Origin of the sequence: Streptomyces sp. NPDC017890 (genome assembly GCF_044328675.1) — a bacterium.
Taxonomy (GTDB): domain Bacteria; phylum Actinomycetota; class Actinomycetes; order Streptomycetales; family Streptomycetaceae; genus Streptomyces.
On record NZ_JBIRHU010000022.1, the window covers coordinates 99032 to 119083 of the forward strand.

Annotated in this window: 16 protein-coding genes, 1 pseudogene and 1 riboswitch; of the genes and pseudogenes, 8 read left to right on the plus strand and 9 right to left on the minus strand. The window is 71.9% G+C overall.

Translation table 11 applies throughout. The features are described 5' to 3' along the window. The first annotated feature begins 68 nt into the window (after nucleotides 1–68). Both ACH4F2_RS27160 and ACH4F2_RS27165 read left to right on the plus strand, forming a co-directional pair. Nucleotides 69–665 (plus strand): DUF485 domain-containing protein, encoded by a 597-nt coding sequence (locus ACH4F2_RS27160; protein ID WP_398135368.1) that lies wholly within the window; start codon nucleotides 69–71, stop codon nucleotides 663–665. Further along, on the plus strand, nucleotides 662–2254 hold the full coding sequence (locus ACH4F2_RS27165; protein ID WP_398135369.1) for a cation acetate symporter: 1593 nt from the start codon (nucleotides 662–664) through the stop codon (nucleotides 2252–2254). The genes ACH4F2_RS27160 and ACH4F2_RS27165 overlap by 4 nt, the downstream gene beginning before the upstream one ends. Nucleotides 2255–2273: 19 nt before the next feature. Here the strand turns inward: ACH4F2_RS27165 and ACH4F2_RS27170 are convergent, their stop codons facing one another. The 7 genes and pseudogenes from ACH4F2_RS27170 to ACH4F2_RS27200 form a co-directional block, all read right to left on the minus strand. Next, on the minus strand, nucleotides 2274–2954 hold the full coding sequence (locus ACH4F2_RS27170; protein WP_398135370.1) for a response regulator: 681 nt from the start codon (nucleotides 2952–2954) through the stop codon (nucleotides 2274–2276). Next, the gene (locus ACH4F2_RS27175) at nucleotides 2951–4621 is read right to left on the minus strand and encodes an ATP-binding protein (RefSeq protein WP_398135371.1); all 1671 of its coding nucleotides are present in this window, start codon (nucleotides 4619–4621) and stop codon (nucleotides 2951–2953) included. Before ACH4F2_RS27175 ends, ACH4F2_RS27170 begins: the two co-directional genes overlap by 4 nt. Nucleotides 4622–4755: 134 nt before the next feature. Further along, entirely contained in the window at nucleotides 4756–5700 is a 945-nt protein-coding gene (locus ACH4F2_RS27180; protein WP_398135372.1) for a sucrase ferredoxin, read from the minus strand. A gap of 10 nt (nucleotides 5701–5710) precedes the next feature. Beyond that, a pseudogene (locus ACH4F2_RS27185) lies at nucleotides 5711–5879 on the minus strand (citrate synthase); the annotation flags it as partial. Between the two features lie 223 nt (nucleotides 5880–6102). After that, nucleotides 6103–6339: a hypothetical protein gene (locus tag ACH4F2_RS27190; RefSeq protein WP_398135373.1), complete on the minus strand. Its 237-nt coding sequence runs from the start codon at nucleotides 6337–6339 to the stop codon at nucleotides 6103–6105. Nucleotides 6340–6458: 119 nt separating this feature from the next. Further along, nucleotides 6459–6671 (minus strand): hypothetical protein, encoded by a 213-nt coding sequence (locus tag ACH4F2_RS27195; protein ID WP_398135374.1) that lies wholly within the window; start codon nucleotides 6669–6671, stop codon nucleotides 6459–6461. Nucleotides 6672–6868: 197 nt separating this feature from the next. Further along, on the minus strand, nucleotides 6869–7420 hold the full coding sequence (locus ACH4F2_RS27200) for a DUF6082 family protein (protein ID WP_398135375.1): 552 nt from the start codon (nucleotides 7418–7420) through the stop codon (nucleotides 6869–6871). Nucleotides 7421–7737: 317 nt separating this feature from the next. Here ACH4F2_RS27200 and ACH4F2_RS27205 point away from each other — a divergent pair, with 317 nt between their 5' ends. Then, nucleotides 7738–8847, plus strand: a complete 1110-nt coding sequence (locus ACH4F2_RS27205) for a CobW family GTP-binding protein (protein ID WP_398135376.1) — start codon at nucleotides 7738–7740, stop codon at nucleotides 8845–8847. On the opposite strand, the gene ACH4F2_RS27210 is transcribed toward ACH4F2_RS27205, so the two are convergent. Beyond that, nucleotides 8844–11300: a DNA topoisomerase (ATP-hydrolyzing) subunit A gene (locus ACH4F2_RS27210; RefSeq protein ID WP_398135377.1), complete on the minus strand. Its 2457-nt coding sequence runs from the start codon at nucleotides 11298–11300 to the stop codon at nucleotides 8844–8846. The two genes, ACH4F2_RS27205 and ACH4F2_RS27210, sit on opposite strands and share 4 nt — an antisense overlap. Nucleotides 11301–11634: 334 nt before the next feature. Here ACH4F2_RS27210 and ACH4F2_RS27215 point away from each other — a divergent pair, with 334 nt between their 5' ends. The 4 genes from ACH4F2_RS27215 (at nucleotide 11635) to ACH4F2_RS27230 (ending at nucleotide 16451) form a co-directional block, all read left to right on the plus strand. Continuing rightward, nucleotides 11635–12993, plus strand: coding sequence for a M16 family metallopeptidase (locus tag ACH4F2_RS27215; protein WP_398135404.1), 1359 nt, complete (start codon nucleotides 11635–11637; stop codon nucleotides 12991–12993). Then, nucleotides 12990–14378 (plus strand): M16 family metallopeptidase, encoded by a 1389-nt coding sequence (locus ACH4F2_RS27220; protein WP_398135378.1) that lies wholly within the window; start codon nucleotides 12990–12992, stop codon nucleotides 14376–14378. The genes ACH4F2_RS27215 and ACH4F2_RS27220 overlap by 4 nt, the downstream gene beginning before the upstream one ends. A 190-nt stretch (nucleotides 14379–14568) precedes the next feature. Further along, nucleotides 14569–14733: riboswitch (cyclic di-AMP (ydaO/yuaA leader) on the plus strand. A gap of 12 nt (nucleotides 14734–14745) precedes the next feature. Then, entirely contained in the window at nucleotides 14746–15510 is a 765-nt protein-coding gene (locus ACH4F2_RS27225; RefSeq protein WP_398135379.1) for a M23 family metallopeptidase, read from the plus strand. Between the two features lie 200 nt (nucleotides 15511–15710). After that, nucleotides 15711–16451, plus strand: a complete 741-nt coding sequence (locus tag ACH4F2_RS27230; protein WP_398135380.1) for a GntR family transcriptional regulator — start codon at nucleotides 15711–15713, stop codon at nucleotides 16449–16451. 173 nt (nucleotides 16452–16624) lie between these two features. On the opposite strand, the gene ACH4F2_RS27235 is transcribed toward ACH4F2_RS27230, so the two are convergent. Further along, a complete protein-coding gene (locus ACH4F2_RS27235; protein ID WP_053138275.1) occupies nucleotides 16625–16906 on the minus strand; it encodes an HPr family phosphocarrier protein in 282 nt (93 codons plus the stop codon). A gap of 198 nt (nucleotides 16907–17104) precedes the next feature. Here ACH4F2_RS27235 and ACH4F2_RS27240 point away from each other — a divergent pair, with 198 nt between their 5' ends. Further along, a complete protein-coding gene (locus ACH4F2_RS27240; RefSeq protein ID WP_398135381.1) occupies nucleotides 17105–20002 on the plus strand; it encodes a GNAT family N-acetyltransferase in 2898 nt (965 codons plus the stop codon). The last annotated feature ends 50 nt before the right edge of the window (nucleotides 20003–20052 follow it).

A 20052-nucleotide genomic window follows, 5' to 3' on the forward strand; every position in this document is an offset into this window, starting at 1 on the left:
CACCTGATGGAGTGAAGTGTGGAGGGAAGAAGAGCAGGGGATCTTCCGGTTCTGCCCATCCTTTGGGCATGCAGTCGAGCAACGGTCGCCCCCGAGGCGCCGGGGGTGGTCCCGAAAGCGCGGTCGGCCACCGTGAAGCCCGCCACCGTGAAGCCCCGGACCGGCCCTCCGCCGTGGCGCCCCCGAGTCCGGGGTACGACGATCCCTGGTATGACGCGCTCGCTTCCGGCTGGGGCGAGTCGTCCGGCGCGGGGGGCCCTGAGCAGGCGCTGCCGTCGATGCGCTCGGAACCGCCGGACCCCGGTCCGGGGCCCGCGGAGCCACCCCGGGCCGCCGGCGACGTGTACCTGGAGGTTCAGCGCAGCGCGGCCTTCCAGGAGGTCCGCAGCCGGTACCGCAGATTCGTCGTGCCGGCGGTGGCCGCCTTCCTCGTGTGGTACGTCACCTACGTGGTGGCCGCCACGACGATGCCCACGCTGATGGCCCGGCCGGTGGCCGGGGCGGTGAACGTGGCGATGCTCGCCGGGCTCGGGCAGTTCCTCACCACCTTCCTGCTCACCTGGGCGTACGCCCGGCACGCCCGGCTGCACAGGGACCGGGCCGCGCTCGAACTGCGCTGGGACACGCAGGAACTGACGCGCGGAGTGCGGGGCGACGCGTCGTGACGGGCGACCATCAGACGGCGGCGCTGCTGTTGTTCAGCACGTTCGTCGCCGTCACGCTGGTGATCACCACGTGGGTGAGCCGTAACCGGCAGGGCTCGCCGGAGGAGTTCTACGCGGGCGGCCGTCTCTTCTCACCGATGGAGAATGGTTTTGCCATCGCCGGCGACTACATGTCGGCGGCGTCCTTCCTCGGCATTTCGGGGCTCATCGCGCTCCACGGCTACGACGGCATGCTCTATTCGGTGGGCTTTCTGGTGGCCTGGCTCGTCGTGCTGTTCCTCGTCGCCGAACTGGTGCGCAACTGCGGGAGGTTCACCCTCGCCGACGTAGTGGCGGCACGGATGCGTGAGCGGCCGGTACGGATCGCGGCGGGAACCTCCTCGGTCACCGTGTCCGTCATGTACCTGGTGGCGCAGATGGTGGGCGCGGGCAGCCTCGTCGCGCTCCTGCTCGGCGGCACCGGCGAGGCCGCGCGGACCTGGACCGTCGTCGGCGTCGGTGCCCTCATGGTGATCTACGTGTCGCTGGGAGGGATGCGTGCCACCACCTGGATCCAGATCGTGAAGACGGTGCTGCTGCTCGGTGGCACCGTGGCGCTGACCACGCTCGTCCTGGTCCGCTTCCACGGCGATGTCGACCGGCTGCTGCGCACGGCGGCCGAGCGCAGCGGTCACGGTGAGGCGTTCCTGGCGCCCGGGCTCGCGTACGGCGGGGACTGGACCTCGCGCTTCGACTTCATCAGCCTGGGGCTCGCCCTGGTACTGGGCACGGCCGGGCTGCCGCACATCCTGTCCCGCTTCTACACCGTGCCCACGGCCCGGGCGGCAAGGCGGTCCGTCGTCTGGTCGATCGGTCTCATCGGCGGCTTCTACCTGATGACGATCGTGCTCGGGTTCGGTGCCGCCGCCCTGGTCGGTCCGGATGCCGTACGGGCGTCGAACGCCGCCGGGAACACGGCGGTCCCGCTGCTGGCCCTCGACCTGGGCGGCGGCGCGGACTCCACCGGGGGGACGGTTCTGTTCGCGGTCGTCGCCGCCGTCGCCTTCGCCACCATCCTCGCGGTGGTCGCCGGCATCACCCTGGCCTCCTCGGCGTCCGTGGCCCACGACCTGTACGCGTCCCTGCGGCGCCGCGACGCGAAGCCACGCAGTGAGGTCGCCGTGGCGCGTATCGCCGCCGTCGGTATCGGCGCCGTCGCGATCGCTCTGGGCCTGCTCGCCCGCGACCTCAATGTGGCGTTCCTGGTGGGCCTCGCCTTCGCCGTCGCCGCGTCCGCCAATCTGCCGGTGCTGCTCTACTCGCTGTTCTGGCGCGGCTTCACCACCCGGGGTGCCGTGTGGGCCGTCTACGGCGGCCTTGTCCCGGCCGTGGTGCTCGTGCTGCTGTCCCCCGTCGTGTCGGACAACCCGCAGTCGCTGTTCCCGGGCGTCGACTTCCAGTACTTCCCGCTGCGGAACCCGGGCCTGATCTCGATCCCGCTGGGCTTCCTCGCGGGCTGGCTCGGCACGGTCACCTCGCCGGAGAGCCCGGACGAGGCCAAGCACGCAGAGACGGAGGTGCGGTCGCTGACCGGGGCGGGGGCGGTGTAGGAGGGCGGGCCGGACCTCTTCAGGCCCGGGTCGCCCACTCGTAACGGTGCTCCGGGCGGCCCGCGTCGCCGTACTTGAGGGTCAGCCGGGCCCGCCCCGTGCGCTCCAGGAGCTTCAGATAGCGCTGCGCGGTCTGGCGGCTCACTCCGGTCAGTTCGGCGATCTTCTGGGCGGAGAGAGCACCGTCGGCCTTCAGCAGGCACTGGCGCACGAGCTCGGCGGTGGTGGGGGAGTGCCCCTTGGGCAGCCCCGGCTCCGACGGTGCCGAGAGGGCGCCGAAGATCCGGTCGACCTCCGCCTGCTCCGCCTCACCACCGCCGTCGAGAGTGCGCCGCAGCTGCGCGTACGCCTCCAGCTTGGCGCGCAGGCCCGCGAACGCGAACGGCTTGACCAGGTACTGCAGGGCGCCCTGGCGCATCGCCGCCTGGACGGTCGACACGTCCCGTGCCGCCGTCACCATGATCACGTCGGTCTGGTGGCCACGTCGCCGCATCTCCTGGACGACCTCCAGACCGGTCCGGTCGGGCAGGTAGTGGTCCAGCAGGATCAGATCCAGGCGCGGCAGCGTCTCCACGCTGCGCAGCGCCTCCAGCGCGTTGTGCGCCTCGCCGGCGACGTGGAAGCCCGGAACCTTCTCGACGTAGGCGGCGTTGACCCGCGCGACCCGCGTGTCGTCGTCCACGACCAGGACCTCGATCATCGGGACTCCTCCTCGGCAGCGGTGTTCACGGGGGCGGTGAAGGCGTGTTCCAGGTCCGGTTCGGTCAGGGCCTCGGGCAGGACGACGACGAACTCCGCGCCCCCGCCGTGGGCCTCGCCGACGGTGGCGCTGCCGCCCTGCCGTTCGGCCAGCCTGCGTACCAGAGACAGCCCGAGGCCGCGCTGGCGGTGGGCCGGCGGCTCCTTGGTGGACCATCCCGCCGTGAACACCAGCTCGCGGTGTTCCGCCGGAATCCCGGGCCCGGTGTCGCGCACCCTGAGCGTGGCGGTACGCCCCTGCGCGCGCAATTCGACCTCCACGCGCGCGTGCGGCGTCCCCGCGACGGCGTCGAGCGCGTTGTCGACCAGGTTGCCGACGATCGTGACGAGTCCCCTGGGGTCGACCAGGAGGTCCGGCAGCCGCGTCCGGTCCGACACCCACAGGGCGACTCCGCGTTCGGCCGCGACGGTCGCCTTGCCGACCAGCAGGGCGGCGAGAAGGGGATCCCGGATCCGCTCGGTGATCTGCTCGGCGGTGACCCGGTGGTCGCCGACCACCTCGCCGACGAACTCCACGGCGTCGTCGTACATCTCCAGTTCGAGGAGCCCCAGCAGGGTGTGCATGCGGTTGGCGTGCTCGTGGTCCTGCGCGCGCAGGGCGTCGATCAGGCCGCGCGTCGAGTCCAGCTCCCGGCCGAGCTGTTCCAGCTCGGTGCGGTCGCGCAGCGTGGCGACGGCACCGCCGTCGTCGGTGGGCATCCGGTTGGCGATCAGGACCCGCTGGCCGCGCACCGTCAGCAGGTCGGTCCCGGTCACCCGGCCGGCCAGGACGTCGGCCGTGCGCCCCGCGCCGAGCGCCTCGTCGGGGGAGCGGCCGACGGCCTCGCCGTCGATGCCGAGCAGCCGCTGAGCCTCGTCGTTCAGCAGGCGCACCCTGCCGCCGCCGTCCAGGGCGACGACACCCTCCCGGATGCCGTGCAGCATGGCCTCGCGTTCCGCGAGCAACCCCGCGATGTCCGAGAAGGCCAGGTCCCGGGTCTGCCGCTGGACCCGGCGCGAGATGAGCCAGGCGGCCAGCGCGCCCACTGCCAGGGCGCCGCCGGCGTACGCGAACAGTCCGGGGATGGCGTGGACCAGCCGGGCCCGGACGCTGTCGTACGCGATGCCGACCGAGACGGCGCCGACGACGGCGCCGTCGCTGTCGCGCAGTGGCACCTTGCCGCGTGCGGAGCGGCCCAGGGTGCCGTCGTCGATCTCCATGACCTCACGGCCGGCCAGGGCCTGCCCGGGGTCGGTGGAGACGATCTCGCCGATGCGCTCCGGATCGGTGTGCGACCAGCGCACGCCCTGCCGGTCCATCACGACGACGTACTCCGCCTCCGTGGCCCTCCGGATCCGCTCCGTCTCCTGTTGCACCGGTCCGTCGGGCACGGGCCGGGTGGCGTGCAGGTCCCGTACCACCTGTGGCTGCTGCGCGGTGGTCTGCGCGATCGCGAGCGCCCGGCGCATCGCCTGGTCGTCCAGCTGGTCGCTGAGCGGGGCCAGGAAGAGCCCGGTCGCGAGCACGACGACCCCCGCGGCGATCGCCAGCTGCATCAGCAGCACCTGCGAGAACACCCGCCGCGGCAGGCCGAGGCGCAGGCGGCGTACGGGGGGAGTGGGACTCATACCCATGACGGTACGTGGGGGCTGCGGCATGCCGTAGAGGGGTGTGGCGTGGATCTCCCGAAAGGCTGAGGCGCGGGAGGTCCGGGTGGTGCCCTCGCCGCCGCCGGACTCCGCCCGTGCCCCGGGCCGGAACGTCAGCTCGCGAGCGCCGCCGTCACCGACAGCTCCCGCAGCGCGGTGACAGCCATCCGCGCCGGCGAGCCCAGCACCGACGTCCCGCAGCTCTCCGGACGCGGCGGCGCGGAAGCGTCCTGCTCGACGGTGACCCGCCAGTGCCGGCCGTCGGCGTGGGCCACGGTCACCTCCCAGCGCGGTGCGGCACCGTCCGTCCGTACGACGCTCAGCACCTGCGCCGCGTCCTCGCCCACGGCCGAGCGCACGGCCAGCTCGGCCGCCTGCCCGGGGCGCTCCCACGACGAGTTCCCGCGGCAGCCCTCGACGACGACCCGCGCCTCCCGCGCACCGTGCAGGATCTCCTTGACCGCGTGGGCCCGGACCCGGCCGTACGCGTACCCGTGGGGCAGCACGAGTACCGTCGGCGAGAAGCGGTGACCGCCCAGATGGGTGACCTCCCATACGTCCTCGGCCCCGGACGCCGCGAGCTCGGCCGCCAGCGGCCGGCCGAGGAGCGCGCAGCACCGGTCGCGCTTGCCGTTGGTACAGACGAGAGCGAGCGGATCGCCCAAGGGGGGGCCGCCTTCGAGCACCGACTCGAAGGTACGGCGCTCGCCCCTGCCGAGCGCGGTGAAATCGAGGTCGAGCAGCCGGCGGGGGTCCGTGAGTGTGGTGCCGTGCAACCACACGTTTCCCGGCACGGTGTGGGCCGCGTACACCCGGCGCTCGGCCGCAGTGCCGCCGTCCGCGTGGCGACCGGGCCGGCGGATGAGTGCGACGCGTACGCCCGTCCCCTTCACCGCCGCCTCCAGGGCACGCCCCAGCGCGGGATCCAGATGGCTCGACGTGAGCGCCTTGGCGCCCCACGGGCCGGGCTGTTCGAGCAGCAACCAGGTCCTCGCGACGGGTGCGGTGCCCGAAACGGGCTCGTCGAGGTCCTGGGAGACGGTTGAGCACGTACTCACAGAGGTGAGCCTAACCTGACTTCCGCCGCGGCGACTTCCAGCCGCGCCTGAGCGCTGGTCCGGCAGGGTCCGGCAGCGGCTGCGGACCCGGGTGGAGCCTGCCGGGTACGCATGCGCGGTGGGCGCTCGCCGTGCTCCTCCAGTGCGTGCGTGATCCAGCCCGCCGTCCGGGCCACGGCGGTGCGGTATGCGGGGCCGGGGGCGCGGGTCGGGCGCCGGCGGCGGCTGAGGATCCGTGCGGCCTGGTGCCGTTCCGGCGCCAGGCCTCATCGGTGGGGCCGTCGAGCGGGACGGGGTGCCGAGGGCTCGACGGACGGCTGGTCCGGCGCGGTGGACGGTTGCGCGCGGCCGGGACGGTGTGACGGGGGTGCGGGTCCGGGTGGACGCGCGCCTCGCGGGAGGTCAGGCGTCGGGGATGTCCGCCTTGGCGCGGATCAGGGTTTCCCGGCTGATGACCACGATGCGTTCGTAGTCGGCGCGGGCGGCGTCGGCGGGCAGCTCACGCTCCAGCGCCTCGGTGGCCTCGGTGCCGATGACGGCGAAGTTGCCGTCGCTCAGTTCGAACAGGTCGGGGCAGTTGGCTCCTGAAGCACTGCCACGGGCACTTGGCGGCACACCGATACGGCGCACGATTTTCAAGGGTTACCGGTCCTTACGTCGGACTTGCTCTCTCAGGGGCGGGCAGCACCCTACTGGTTACCGGTGAGCGGTGAGGACGACAGGAAGGCGTGTCCTGCTTTTCCGTCTTGTCGCGCCCCTCAGGTGCGTGGGGGAGCGGAGGACGTGCTGGGGGTCTTCTCCGGGGCTGCGGGCGGCGGCGGTGTGGTCGGCGGGCCGCTGGGCGACAACAGGCAGAGAACGGCTATGACGGCGGCGCCTGCCGCGACGCCGGCCCCGATTCCCTCCCGCCGGTTCACCAGGTAGCCGACGGCTGCGGCGACGGCGAGGAAGACGATGGCTTCCAAGGTCATGTGACACCTCCATGATCCACCTGCCCGCCGGTGCGAACCGGCACGGCGGACAGGCCGGCGACCGTGCGCTGTTCCGAGCGCATCGCTTGGAGGAGGAGAGTAAAGGTGTTCGTGGGGACGGGGGTGCCCGCACGGCCGAAGTACTCACCGTGGTGACCCTCATGTCGCCTTCGTTTACTGCGCCGCCGGGACGGAGGTCAGGGCGAGGGAGGCGTGCCCACCACCCACCATTCCTCCGTGTCGGCCTCGTCGAGGTCGCCGATGAGGCCGTCTACCAAGCGGCCGATCCGGGCTTCGTCGGACGACTGCTTGAGGGTCGCCCGTTGTGCCCTCGACGCCTCCCAGTACTCGCGCATCACGGGGTTCTGGAAGAGCTCGCGAGCGTGCCCGTGGAGTTCCTCCTGGTCCACGAGCCCCGCGCGGTAGAGGTGGTAGAGGTTGACGTACCAGGCGTTGGCATAGAAGTACTGACGGCGCTTCTCCGCCGGAATGTCGGGTGCGTAGGTGTCGATCACCGAGGCCAGCGACGGGTCGTCGATCGCCCTCGACAGCAGTTCCCAGTGCATGCGCTGCTGGTGCGCGAGCGCCCGGCGGCGCGAGGCGGTCTCCTCGAGTTCGAGCCGCCGTATGCGCAGCCGTTCCGCTTCCAGCGCACGCTGACGCGCGGCCAGCGTCAACCCGGCCGTGGCGACCAGCAGACTGGCCGCGGCGGAGCCGAACCTCCCCGTGATGTTCATCCGTGTGCCCATGTCAACCCCCGAATCAGGCGACCGCCCGCCGGTCGTCGAGTGCGGGTCGGCTGACGGGGACCGGCGAGCGATGGTGGCGCTGCCGCCTCCAGAGTGCCGAGCGGCGCTGACCGGCGGGGAGGCGGAGAGGAGGCGCACGGAGGGAAGCGAGGGTCGCACGGTCCGGCGCCATGCAAAACGTCTGCCCAGCGAGGGCTGCTAACAATCGTTCACTCCGCGGGCACTCCGCCGGCTCGTATCCTGAGCAGGCAATTCCGTATGTGGGTGTACGTCCTGCCGCGGGCCGGCGTGCGCATGGGTGAGAGAGAGGTCGCACGGTGGGGCAGCGCCCGACTCCGCAGCAGATCCCGGTCGTCGTACTCGCCGGATTCCTGGGCTCCGGAAAGACCACACTTCTCAACCACCTCCTCCATCGCAGCGGCGGCAGCCGAATCGGCGCCATCGTCAACGACTTCGGCTCGATCGAGATCGACGCGATGGCAGTCGCCGGCGCACTCGGCGACTCCACCGTCTCTCTCGGCAACGGGTGCCTGTGCTGTGCCGTCGACGCGAGCGAACTGGACGGGTACCTGGAACGCCTCGCCCGGCCCGACGCCGGTATCGACGTCATCGTCATCGAGGCCAGCGGGCTCGCCGAGCCGCAGGAACTCGTGCGCATGCTTCTCGCGAGTGAGCAGCCGGAGGTCGTCTACGGCGGGCTCGTCGAGGTCGTCGACGCCGCCGAGTTCGACGACACGCGAGCCAAGCACCCCGAGATCGACCGCCACCTGGCGCTCGCCGACCTGGTCGTGGTCAACAAGACCGACCGGGCCCCGGACGCCGAACGCGTCCTCGCGCTCGTCCGGTCGCTCGGCGACCGCGCCGCCGTCGTACCCGCGACCTACGGCCGCATCGACCCCGAGTTCCTCTACGACTGCCGGCCGAACGAGGAGCGTGTGGGACAGCTGTCCTTCGACGACCTGCACGACCACTCCAGGGGCGGCGCCCACGACGGGCATCCGCACGCCGCCTACGACACCCTGTCGTTCGTCTCCGACCTCCCGCTGGACCCGCGCCGGCTCATGCGGTTCCTCGACAGCAGGCCGGAGGGCCTGTACCGGATCAAGGGGTACGTCGACTTCGGCCCGTACGACACGCGGAACCGGTACGCCGTCCACGCCGTCGGCCGTTTCCTGCGTTTCTACCCGGAACCCTGGACGTCTGCCGACGCCCACCGCACCCAGCTCGTCCTCATCGGCTCCGGCATCGACGCGCCCGCCCTCGGCAAGGAGCTCGAAGGCTGCCGCGCGGACGCCGACGCCCCGCACGCCGACGAGCACGGCATGTGGGGCGTCCTGCGCTACGTACCGGAGCCCGAGGGCGGGGAACCGGCGGCCGGTGAACCGGGCGGCGAAGAACCGCCGCCCGCCACCTGGGACGGGCCCTAGACCGGTCCCGCCACCACCGACACCGTCTTCGGCAGCGACACGCCCGAGCCGTCGCGGCGCGGGTCGATGTCCGGGAGCTGGGCCGGGGTGCCGTTCTTCTGCGCGGCGAGGGCCGGGGTGGTGCCTGCCCAGGCGAAGGCCAGGCAGTCCTCGCCCTTCAGGAACCGCTGGCAGCGCACACCACCTGTCGCGCGGCCCTTGCGCGGGTACTGGTCGAACGGCGTGAGCTTGGCCGTGGTCTGGACGGAGTCGTCCAGCGTGCCGCGTGAACCGGCGACCGTGAAGACCACCGCGTCCGCGGCCGGGTCCACCGCCGTGAAGGAGATGACCTTGGCGCCGTCGGTGAGCTTGACGCCCGCCACACCGCCCGCCGGACGGCCCTGCGGACGGACCTGCGAGGCCTGGTAGCGCAGCAGCTGCGCGTCGTCCGTGATGAAGACCAGGTCCTCGTCGCCGGTGCGCAGCTCGGCCCCGCCGACGATCCGGTCGCCCTCCTTGAGGCTGATGACCTCCAACTCGTCCTTGTGGGACGGGTAGTCCGGCACCACGCGCTTGACGACGCCCTGTTGCGTGCCGAGCGCCAGGCCGGGCGAGGACTCGTCCAGCGTGGTCAGGCAGATGACCGTCTCGTCGTCCTCCAGGGTCACGAACTCCGCGAGCGGTGCGCCACCCGAGAGGTTCGGCGTCGGCAGGGGCTCCGGGAGCTGGGGCAGGTCCACGACGTTCACCCGCAGCAGACGCCCCGCGGACGTCACCACGCCCACCTCGCCGCGGGCCGTGGCCGGCACCGCCGAGACGATCACGTCGTGCTTGACGCGCTTGGCGCCGGCCTCCGTGACGAGCGGCTCGTCGTTCGCGGTGCGGGCCAGCAGGCCCGTCGAGGAGAGCAGTACCCGGCACGGGTCGTCGGCCACCTGGAGCGGCACGGCGGCCACCGGCGCACCGGACGACTCCAGCAGGACCGTACGACGGTCGGTGCCGAACTTCTTGGCCACCGCGGCCAGTTCGGTCGAGACCAGCTTGCGCAGCTCCGCGTCCGAGTCGAGGATCCGGGTCAGCTCCTCGATCTCCGCGTTCAGCCGGTCCTTCTCGGACTCCAGCTCGATGCGGTCGAACTTGGTGAGCCGCCGCAGCGGCGTGTCCAGGATGTACTGGGTCTGGATGTCGCTCAGTGAGAAGCGCTCCATCAGGCGCTGTTTGGCCTGCGCGGAGTTCTCACTGGAGCGGATGAGGCGGATGACCTCGTCGATGTCGACCAGGGCGGTGAGCAGACCCTCGACCAGGTGCAGTCGGTCGCGTCGCTTGGTGCGGCGGTACTCGCTGCGGCGCCGTACGACGTTGAAGCGGTGGTCGAGATAGACCTCCAGCAGCTCCTTGAGGCCCAGGGTGAGGGGCTGGCCGTCCACCAGGGCGACGTTGTTGATGCCGAAGGACTCCTCCATCGGCGTCAGCTTGTAGAGCTGCTCCAGGACCGCCTCCGGCACGAAGCCGTTCTTGATCTCGATGACCAGGCGCAGTCCGTGCTCGCGGTCGGTGAGGTCCTTGACGTCGGCGATGCCCTGGAGCTTCTTCGCACCGACCAGGTCCTTGATCTTGGCGATCACCTTCTCCGGCCCGACCGCGAAGGGCAGCTCGGTCACGACGAGTCCCTTGCGGCGGGCCGTCACCGTGTCCACGGTGACGGTCGCCCGGATCTTGAACGTGCCGCGGCCCGTCTCGTAGGCGTCCCGGATGCCGGGCAGGCCGACGATCCGGCCGCCGGTGGGCAGGTCGGGGCCCGGGACGTGCTTCATCAGGGCTTCGAGGTCGGCGTTGGGGTTCCGGATCAGATGCCGGGCGGCCGCGATGACCTCGCGCAGATTGTGCGGCGGCATGTTCGTGGCCATGCCGACCGCGATGCCCGAGGCGCCGTTGACCAGCAGGTTCGGGAAGGCGGCGGGCAGGGCCACCGGCTCCTGCTCCTGGCCGTCGTAGTTGGGGCCGAAGTCGACGGTGTCCTCGTCGATGGACTCCGTCATCAGGCTGGTGGCCTCGGCCATCCGGCACTCGGTGTACCGCATGGCGGCCGGCGGGTCGTCGTTGCCCAGCGAGCCGAAGTTGCCGTGGCCGTCCACCAGGGGGACGCGCATGGAGAACGGCTGGGCCATGCGCACAAGGGCGTCGTAGATCGACGCGTCGCCGTGCGGGTGCAGCTTGCCCATGACCTCGCCGACGACGCGGGCGCACTTCACATAGCCGCGCTCGGGCCGCAGGCCCATCTCGTTCATCTGGTAGACGATGCGCCGGTGCACCGGCTTGAGGCCGTCACGGGCGTCCGGCAGCGCACGGGAGTAGATGACCGAGTACGCGTACTCGAGGAAGGAGCCCTGCATCTCGTCGACGACGTCGATGTCGAGGATCTTCTCCTCGTACGAGTCGTCGGGCGGCGGGGTCTTCGTACTACGGCGGGCCATCGCTGCCGGCTCCTTGCTGAAGCGTGAACGGTGATCTGACGCGGTCCATTGTGGACTGCGGCACTGACAGCGACCGACCAGGACCCGTCACGGGCTGCCCGGCCCGGCGCTGCCCGCAGCGTACGCCCTCGTCCCGCGCCCCCGCCCCCGTCGGGCCGCCGACCCCGATCTCGCTCTCGGCGTACGACGTCCGGGAACTCCACCGGCGTCCCGCACGCTTGCATACAGTGGCAGGATCGGAAGGATCGGCGGAATTCCGCAGTTCCGCCCGATGATCCACCAAGTGATCCGACCAAGTGTCACCACCAAGGATTTCGCGATCGAAGGGACGTACATGCCCATGGGTCACACGGCCACAGCCCAGGCAGGCTCCGGCGGCCTGACAGCGACCGAGCACCGCCTGGCCAACGGCCTGCGCGTGGTGCTCTCCGAGGACCACCTGACCCCGGTCGCGGCGGTGTGCCTCTGGTACGACGTCGGCTCGCGCCACGAGGTCAAGGGGCGTACCGGCCTGGCTCACCTTTTCGAGCACCTCATGTTCCAGGGCTCCGCCCAGGTCAAGGGCAACGGCCACTTCGAGCTGGTGCAGGGCGCGGGCGGCTCGCTCAACGGCACCACCAGCTTCGAGCGGACCAACTACTTCGAGACCATGCCCGCCCACCAGCTGGAGCTCGCCCTCTGGCTGGAGGCCGACCGCATGGGCTCCCTGCTGTCCGCCCTGGACGACGAGTCGATGGAGAACCAGCGGGACGTCGTCAAGAACGAGCGCCGGCAGCGCTACGACAACGTGCCCTACGGCACGGCCTTCGAGAAGCTGACCGCCCTCGCCTACCCGGAGGGCCACCCCTACCACCACACGCCGATCGGCTCGATGGCCGACCTGGACGCGGCGACGCTGGAGGACGCGCGCGCGTTCTTCCGCACCTACTACGCGCCGAACAACGCCGTGCTGTCGGTCGTCGGCGACATCGACCCCGAGCAGACGCTCGCCTGGATCGAGAAGTACTTCGGTTCCATCGCCTCGCACGACGGCAAGCAGGCCCCCCGGGACGGCTCGCTGCCCGACGTCATGGGCGGCGAGCTGCGCGAGATCGTCGAGGAGGAGGTCCCGGCCCGCGCCCTGATGGCGGCCTACCGCCTGCCGGAGGACGGCACGCGCGCGTGCGACGCGGCCGACGTGGCCCTCACCGTCCTCGGCGGAGGCGAGTCCTCCCGCCTGTACAACCGGCTGGTACGCCGCGACCGCACGGCCGTCGCCGCCGGGTTCGGCCTGCTGCGGCTCGCCGGAGCGCCCTCCCTGGGGTGGCTGGACGTGAAGACGTCCGGTGACGTCGAGGTGCCGGTCATCGAGTCCGCCATCGACGAGGAGCTCGCCCGGTTCGCCGAGGAGGGCCCCACGCCGGAGGAGATGGAGCGCGCCCAGGCCCAGTTGGAGCGCGAGTGGCTGGACCGCCTGGGCACGGTCGCGGGCCGCGCCGACGAACTGTGCCGGTACGCCGTCCTGTTCGGCGACCCGCAGCTCGCCCTCACCGCCGTACAGCGGGTGCTCGAGGTGACGGCCGAGGAGGTCCAGGAGGTCGCCAAGGCCCGCCTGCGCCCCGACAACCGCGCGGTGCTCGTCTACGAGCCGACCGCGCCCGCCGACGACGCCGACACGAACGCCACCGACGAGAACGAGGAGGCGGCCAAGTGACCGAGCTCGCCACCATGGAATTCCACTCGCAGCCGCAGGCCGGCGAGCCCAAGCCGTGGGCGTTTCCGGCCCCGGAGCGCGGCAGCCTCGACAACGGCCTCACCGTGCTGCGCTGCCACCGCCCCGGCCAGCAGGTCGTCGCTGTCGAGGTCAATCTGGACGCGCCCCTCGACACCGAACCGGCCGGCCTCGACGGCCTCGCCACGATCATGGCGCGTGCCTTCTCCGAGGGCACCGACAAGCACTCCGCCGAGGAGTTCGCCGCCGAGCTGGAGCGCTGCGGCGCCACCCTCGACGCACACGCCGACCACCCCGGCGTCCGGCTGAGCCTGGAAGTGCCCGTCTCGCGCCTCGCCAAGGCCCTCGGCCTGGTCGCCGACGCCCTCCGGGCGCCCGCGTTCGCGGACAGCGAAGTCGAGCGGCTGGTCCGCAACCGGCTCGACGAGATCCCGCACGAGCTGGCCAACCCCGCCCGTCGCGCGGCCAAGGAGCTCTACAAGGAGCTCTTCCCGGCCGGGACGCGCATGTCGCGCCCGCGTCAGGGAACGGAGGAGACGGTCGCGAGCATCGACTCCGCGGCCGTACGCGCCTTCTACGAGAAGCACGTCCGACCCGCCACGGCCACCGCGGTGGTCGTCGGCGACCTCACCGGCGTCGACCTCGACGCGCTGCTCGGCGACACGCTGGGCGCGTGGACCGGCTCCGCCGCCGAGCCGCGTCCCGTGCCCCCGGTGACCGCCGACGACAGGGGCCGGGTCGTCATCGTGGACCGCCCCGGAGCCGTCCAGACGCAGCTGCTGATCGGCCGAACCGGCTCCGACCGGCACGACCGCGTGTGGCCCGCCCAGGTGCTCGGCACCTACTGCCTCGGCGGCACCCTCACCTCGCGCCTGGACCGCGTCCTGCGCGAGGAGAAGGGCTACACCTACGGTGTGCGGTCGTTCGCGCAGGTCCTGCGTTCGGCGCCCGACGGCACGGGGGCCGCCCTGCTGGCCATCAGCGGCTCCGTCGACACCCCCAACACCGGTCCCGCACTGGAGGACCTGTGGACGGTGCTGCGCAAGGTCGCGAAGGGCGGGCTCACCGACGCCGAGCGCGACGTCGCCGTGCAGAACCTGGTCGGTGTGGCGCCGCTGAAGTACGAGACGGCGGCGGCCGTGGCGGGCACGCTGGCCGACCAGGTCGAACAGCACCTGCCCGACGACTACCAGGCCACGCTCTACCGCCAACTCGCCGCCACGGGCACCGTGGAGGCCACGGCGGCGGTCGTGAACGCCTTCCCGGTGGACCGTCTGGTGACGGTCCTCGTCGGCGACGCGGCGCAGATCAAGGAGCCCGTCGAGGCCCTGGGCATCGGTGAAGTGACCGTCGTGGCGGCCGAGTAGCGGCACGCGCGCGTGGCGGCCCTGGTGACCACAGTGTCACCAGGGCCGCCATTTGTCCGAATTGAGGGAGTGGCTGACCGTCTGCCCTGTGGCGTGCGCTACAAAAAGCCTGTTGCGTTTGAGGATTGAAGACACCACGTTTAGCGTCGTCCGGGCTGTTCGTCAGGCAGTGCGCCGCACCCGCGGCACCGGACAGTCATCGCCGAGTCCCCGTACGGCGCGAGCCAGGGGAGCCGGGGACCCATCGCAGTCCCTGGGGTGAATCGGACGCCCGCGCGTGCAGCGAGGGGGTCCGTAGGAGACCTTCCTGCTCCGAACCCGTCAGCTAACCCGGTAGGCGAGAGGGAAGGAAAGGACCAGCCTCTACATGGCGTTCACGCGCGCCACCGGTAAGCACCGCCGTCCCAGCCGGATGCACCGCACCACCGCCCGCGCGGCGGGTGTCGCGGCCCTCGCCACCACCGGCGTCGTCGGCACCCTCGCGGCTCCGGCGCTCGCCGCCGAGTCCGAGGCGGAGCAGAGCGGACTCACCCCGGTCGTCACCATCGGGGACGCCGTAGCCGACGAGATCGACGCCCAGGCCACCGCGCAGAAGCGTGCCGCGCTGGACGCCGCCGCCCGTGAGGCGGCCCAGGAGGCCGCACGCGAGCGGGCCGCCGAGGCGGCCGAGGAGGCGCGCGAGGCCAAGGAACGCGCCGCACGCGAGGCGGAGCGCAAGCGCCTCAACACCTTCGTGTCGCCGATCACCGCCTCCTACGTCTCCACCGCCTACCAGGCCGGCAGCTCGCTGTGGTCCTCGGGCAGCCACACCGGCATCGACTTCCACGCCGCGAGCGGCACCCCTGTGCACGCGGTCGGCGTCGGCACCGTCGTCGAGGCCGGCTGGGGCGGGGCGTACGGCAACCAGGTCGTGATCAAGATGCACGACGGCACGTACACGCAGTACGGCCACCTGTCCTCCATCGGCGTCTCGGTCGGCCAGGCGGTCGCCCCCGGTCAGCAGATCGGCCTCTCCGGTGCCACCGGCAACGTCACCGGAGCGCACCTGCACTTCGAGGCCCGTACGAGCCCCGAGTACGGCTCGGACCTGGACCCGGTCGCCTATCTCCGCTCCCACGGCGTGAACGTCTGACGACGGACGGTACGGAAATGCGAATGCCCCGGCTCACGAGCCGGGGCATTCGCATTTCCGTACGCGGTCCAGAGGCCGTCGCTGTCCAAAAGATGCCCATGAAATCCGCCTGGCCGTCGGAATATCCGCTCGATTGGCCTAGAGTCACTGCACACGCGTCAATCGTCGACGTTTCACGGGGATTAAGGCGGAGGTCGGGCATGCGTATTCCGGCGCACTCGGTGTGCACGGCGATCCGGGACGACATCGTCGCCGGCGTACACGGGCGCGGCAGCCGGCTCACCGAGGAACTGCTCGCCCGCCGCTACGGAGTCTCCCGCGTCCCGGTCCGTGAGGCCTTGCGCACGCTGGAGGCCGAAGGTTTCGTGGTGACCCGGCGGCACGCGGGCGCGTGCGTGGCGGAACCCACCGAGCAGGAGGCCGCCGACCTGCTGGAGACCCGCACGCTCCTCGAACCCCTCGGCGCCTCCCGGGCCGCCCGGCGCCGCACCGAGGTCCACCTCAAGGTGCTGCGCGGACTGGTCAGGCTGGGTCAGGAGCGCGCCAGGCAGGGCAACAGCGAGGATCTGCGCTCCCTGGGCGGCTGGTTCCACGACACCCTCGCCCAGGCCGCGGGCAGCCCCTCGTTGACGGCGTTGCTGACCCAGCTGCGCCACAAGATCGCCTGGATGTACATCGTGGAAGCGCCGGCCGGACCCGTGGAGTACTGGGCGGAGCACGGCGCGATCGTCGATGCGGTGGCCCGGGGTGACAGCGAGCGCGCGCGGGCGCTCATGGCGCTGCACACCGAGAGGTCGAAGCCGGGACACCGGCTGCGATTCGCCTCAGAAGGCGAACGGACGAGGCGGGTGAGCGAATCGCCGCGTGAGGGAATCGCAACGTCCCGTAAACACGCCGAGCCTGCGGGCTTAACACGGGGGCCGTATACAAAGAGGAAGTAATTCGGGGGCTGTTTTTCTGCTGCCCGAATACGCGCCTGTGTACCGGCGTGCCTGTCCGGATGCCTGGGCGAGAGCGAAGCGGAAAAGGAATTGAAAAGGCCCGCCCGGTGGTCCCGGGCGGGCCTTTCGGTGCCGCTGTCCGTCAGACGGTCGGTTCAGACGGTTCAGACGGCTCAGACGGTCTCGGGAAGCTCCTCGAGTCCTTCGGAGACCAGCTTCGCCAGCCGCTCCAGGGCGGCGTCCGCGCCCTCGGCGTCGGAGGCGAGGACGATCTCCTCGCCGCCCTGGGCGCCGAGGCCGAGGACGGCCAGCATGGAGGCCGCGTTGACGGGGGAGCCGTCGGCCTTGGCGATCGTCACCGGGACGCCTGTGGCCGTGGCGGCTCGGACGAAGATGGAGGCGGGGCGGGCGTGGAGACCCTCGGCCCAGCCGACGTTGACGCGGCGCTCAGCCATGTGATGCTGCCCTTCAGGTAATCAGGGGTTCATGTTGTCTAGACCAGTCTTGTCTAGACCAGTTTCCCACATCGTGAAGCGTGCCGGGACGACGCCGTGCGCCTCCCACGTGGTCGCCGGACCGCGGCCTCGGTCCGGGCTCCGTCCTCCACAGACTGCCTCGCGCCGTTGTCGTACGCGAGCCGTACTCTGGGGCCCATGCAGACCTCGTCGGACCGGCACGAGTACCCCGCCCACTGGGAGGCCGACGTGGTGCTGCGCGACGGCGGCACCGCGCGCGTCCGCCCCATCACCGTTGATGACGCCGAGCGCCTGGTCAGCTTCTACGAGCAGGTCTCCGACGAGTCGAAGTACTACCGCTTCTTCGCGCCGTACCCTCGCCTGTCCGCCAAGGACGTCCACCGCTTCACGCACCACGACTTTGTGGACCGGGTGGGACTCGCGGCCACCATCGGCGGCGAGTTCATCGCCACCGTACGCTACGACCGGATCGGCTCCGGTGGAACGCCCGCCTCCGCACCGGCCGACGAGGCCGAGGTCGCCTTCCTCGTCCAGGACGCCCACCAGGGGCGCGGCGTCGCCTCCGCGCTGCTGGAGCACATCGCCGCCGTCGCCCGCGAGCGCGGCATCCGCCGCTTCGCCGCCGAGGTGCTGCCCGCCAACACCAAGATGATCAAGGTGTTCATGGACGCCGGGTACACCCAGAAGCGGAGCTTCGAGGACGGCGTGGTCCGCCTGGAGTTCGGCCTCGAACCCACCGACCGCTCGCTCGCCGTGCAGTACGCGCGCGAGCACCGCGCGGAGGCGCGCTCCGTCCAGCGGCTGTTGCAGCCCGGCTCGGTGGCGGTCATCGGCACCGGCCGCGCACCCGGCGGCGTCGGCCGCAGCATCCTCGGCAACATCCGGGACGCGGGCTACACCGGCCGGCTGTACGCCGTGAACAAGGCGTTCCCCGAGGACGGGCCGGAGCTGGACGGGGTGCCCGCGCGCCGCTCGGTGCGCGACATCGACGGCTCCGTCGACCTGGCCGTCGTCACCGTGCCCGCCGAGCACGTCCCCGAGGTCGTCACCGAGTGCGGCGAGCACGGGGTGCAGGGCCTGGTCGTGGTCTCCGCCGGATACGCCGACAGCGGCTCCGAGGGACGCGAGCGCCAGCGCGCACTCGTGCGGCACGCGCGTACGTACGGCATGCGGATCATCGGGCCCAACGCCTTCGGGATCATCAACACCTCCCGGCAGGTGCGGCTCAACGCCTCCCTCGCCCCCGAGATGCCGCGCCCCGGCCGGATCGGCCTGTTCGCCCAGTCCGGCGCCATCGGCATCGCCCTGCTGTCCCGGCTGCACCGGCGCGGTGGCGGAGTCACCGGCGTCACCGGTGTGTCGACCTTCGTCTCGTCCGGCAACCGGGCCGACGTCTCCGGCAACGACGTCCTTCAGTACTGGTACGACGACCCGGAGACGGACGTCGCGCTGATGTACCTGGAGTCCATCGGCAACCCGCGCAAGTTCACCCGCCTGGCCCGGCGTACGGCGGCCGTCAAACCACTGGTCGTGGTGCAGGGCGCCCGGCACGGCGGCGTGGCGCCCCAGGGACACGCCGTACGGGCGACGCGGCTGCCGCACGCGACGGTCTCCGCGCTGCTGAGGCAGGCCGGCGTGATCCGGGTCGACACCATCACCGACCTGGTCGACGCGGGTCTGCTGCTCGCCCGCCAGCCGCTGCCCGCCGGACCGAGGGTGGCGATCCTCGGGAACTCGGAATCACTGGGGCTGCTGACGTACGACGCCTGCCTCTCCGAGGGGCTGCGGCCGCACCCTCCCCTGGACCTGACCACGGCCGCCTCTGCGGGCGACTTCCACGCGGCCTTGTCCCGGGCCCTGGCCGACGACACGTGCGACGCGGTGGTGGTGACCGCCATCCCGACGGTGGGGGAGGGGCCGGTGGGAGACGCGGTGCTGGCGGAAGCCCTGCGGTCGGCGGCGGCCGGGGTGCCCGCCAAGCCGGTCCTCGTGGTCCACGTGGAGCTGGGCGGCCTGGCGGAAGCCCTGTCCGCGGCGGCGAGCACGGCACCGCAGGCCGAGCCGGGTACCCCGGCGGCGAGCACGGCACCGCAGGCCGAGCCGGGTACCCCGGCGGGCTGCGCAGCGGTGAAGATCGCTCCCGAGCCCGCCGAGGAGGCCGTATCCGCCGCCCCGGCACAGCGGTCGCCCACCGTCCGGGCCCCGGAAGGAGCCCACCTCATCCCCGCCTACCCCGCCGCCGAACGCGCCGTCCGCGCCCTCGCCCAGGCCGTCGCCTACGCCCAGTGGCGACGGGACGCCGCCGACCCCGGCAAGGTGCCGGAGTACGAGGACATCGACGAGAAGGGCGCCGCCGAGCTGATATCCGGACACCTCGCGCGCGGCCAGGGGCTCACGCTCGGTACGCACGAGACCTGCGACCTGCTCGGCAGGTACGGCATCCACGTGCACCGCGCCCTGCCCGCCGCCACCCCCGACGACGCCGTCGCCGCCGCGCGGACCATCGGCTACCCCGTCGCCCTCAAGGCCACCGCCCCGCACCTGCGCCACCGCGCCGACCTGGGCGGCGTACGCCTGGACCTCGCGGACGAGGAGCAGTTGCGCCGGGCGTACGCCGAGCTGGCCGAGCTGTTCGGGAAGCCCGAGGAGCTGCGCCCGGTGGTGCAGGGCATGGCCCCGCGCGGCGTCGACACGGTCGTACGGGCGGTCATCGACCCGGCGGCGGGCGCGGCGCTCTCCTTCGGTCTGGCCGGAGCGGCCACGCAGCTGCTCGGCGACATGGCGCACCGGCTGATCCCGGTCACCGACCGGGAGGCCACCTCGCTCATCCGCTCGATCCGCACCGCGCCCCTCCTCTTCGGCTGGCGCGGCTCGGCCCCGGTCGACAGCTCCGCCCTGGAGGAACTGCTGCTGCGGGTCTCCCGGCTGGTGGACGACCACCCGGAGGTCGTCGCGGTCACCCTGGAACCGGTCGTCGTCGCCCCGCGCGGCCTGAGCGTCCTCGGCGCCGCCGTCCGCCTCGCGCCCCCTCCCGCCAGGGACGACCTCGGCCCGCGGACCCTGCCGGCGTACTGACCGCCCGCGCCCCGGGACGGGTCCCGCACGAGCGTCCCGCGCAGTCAGTG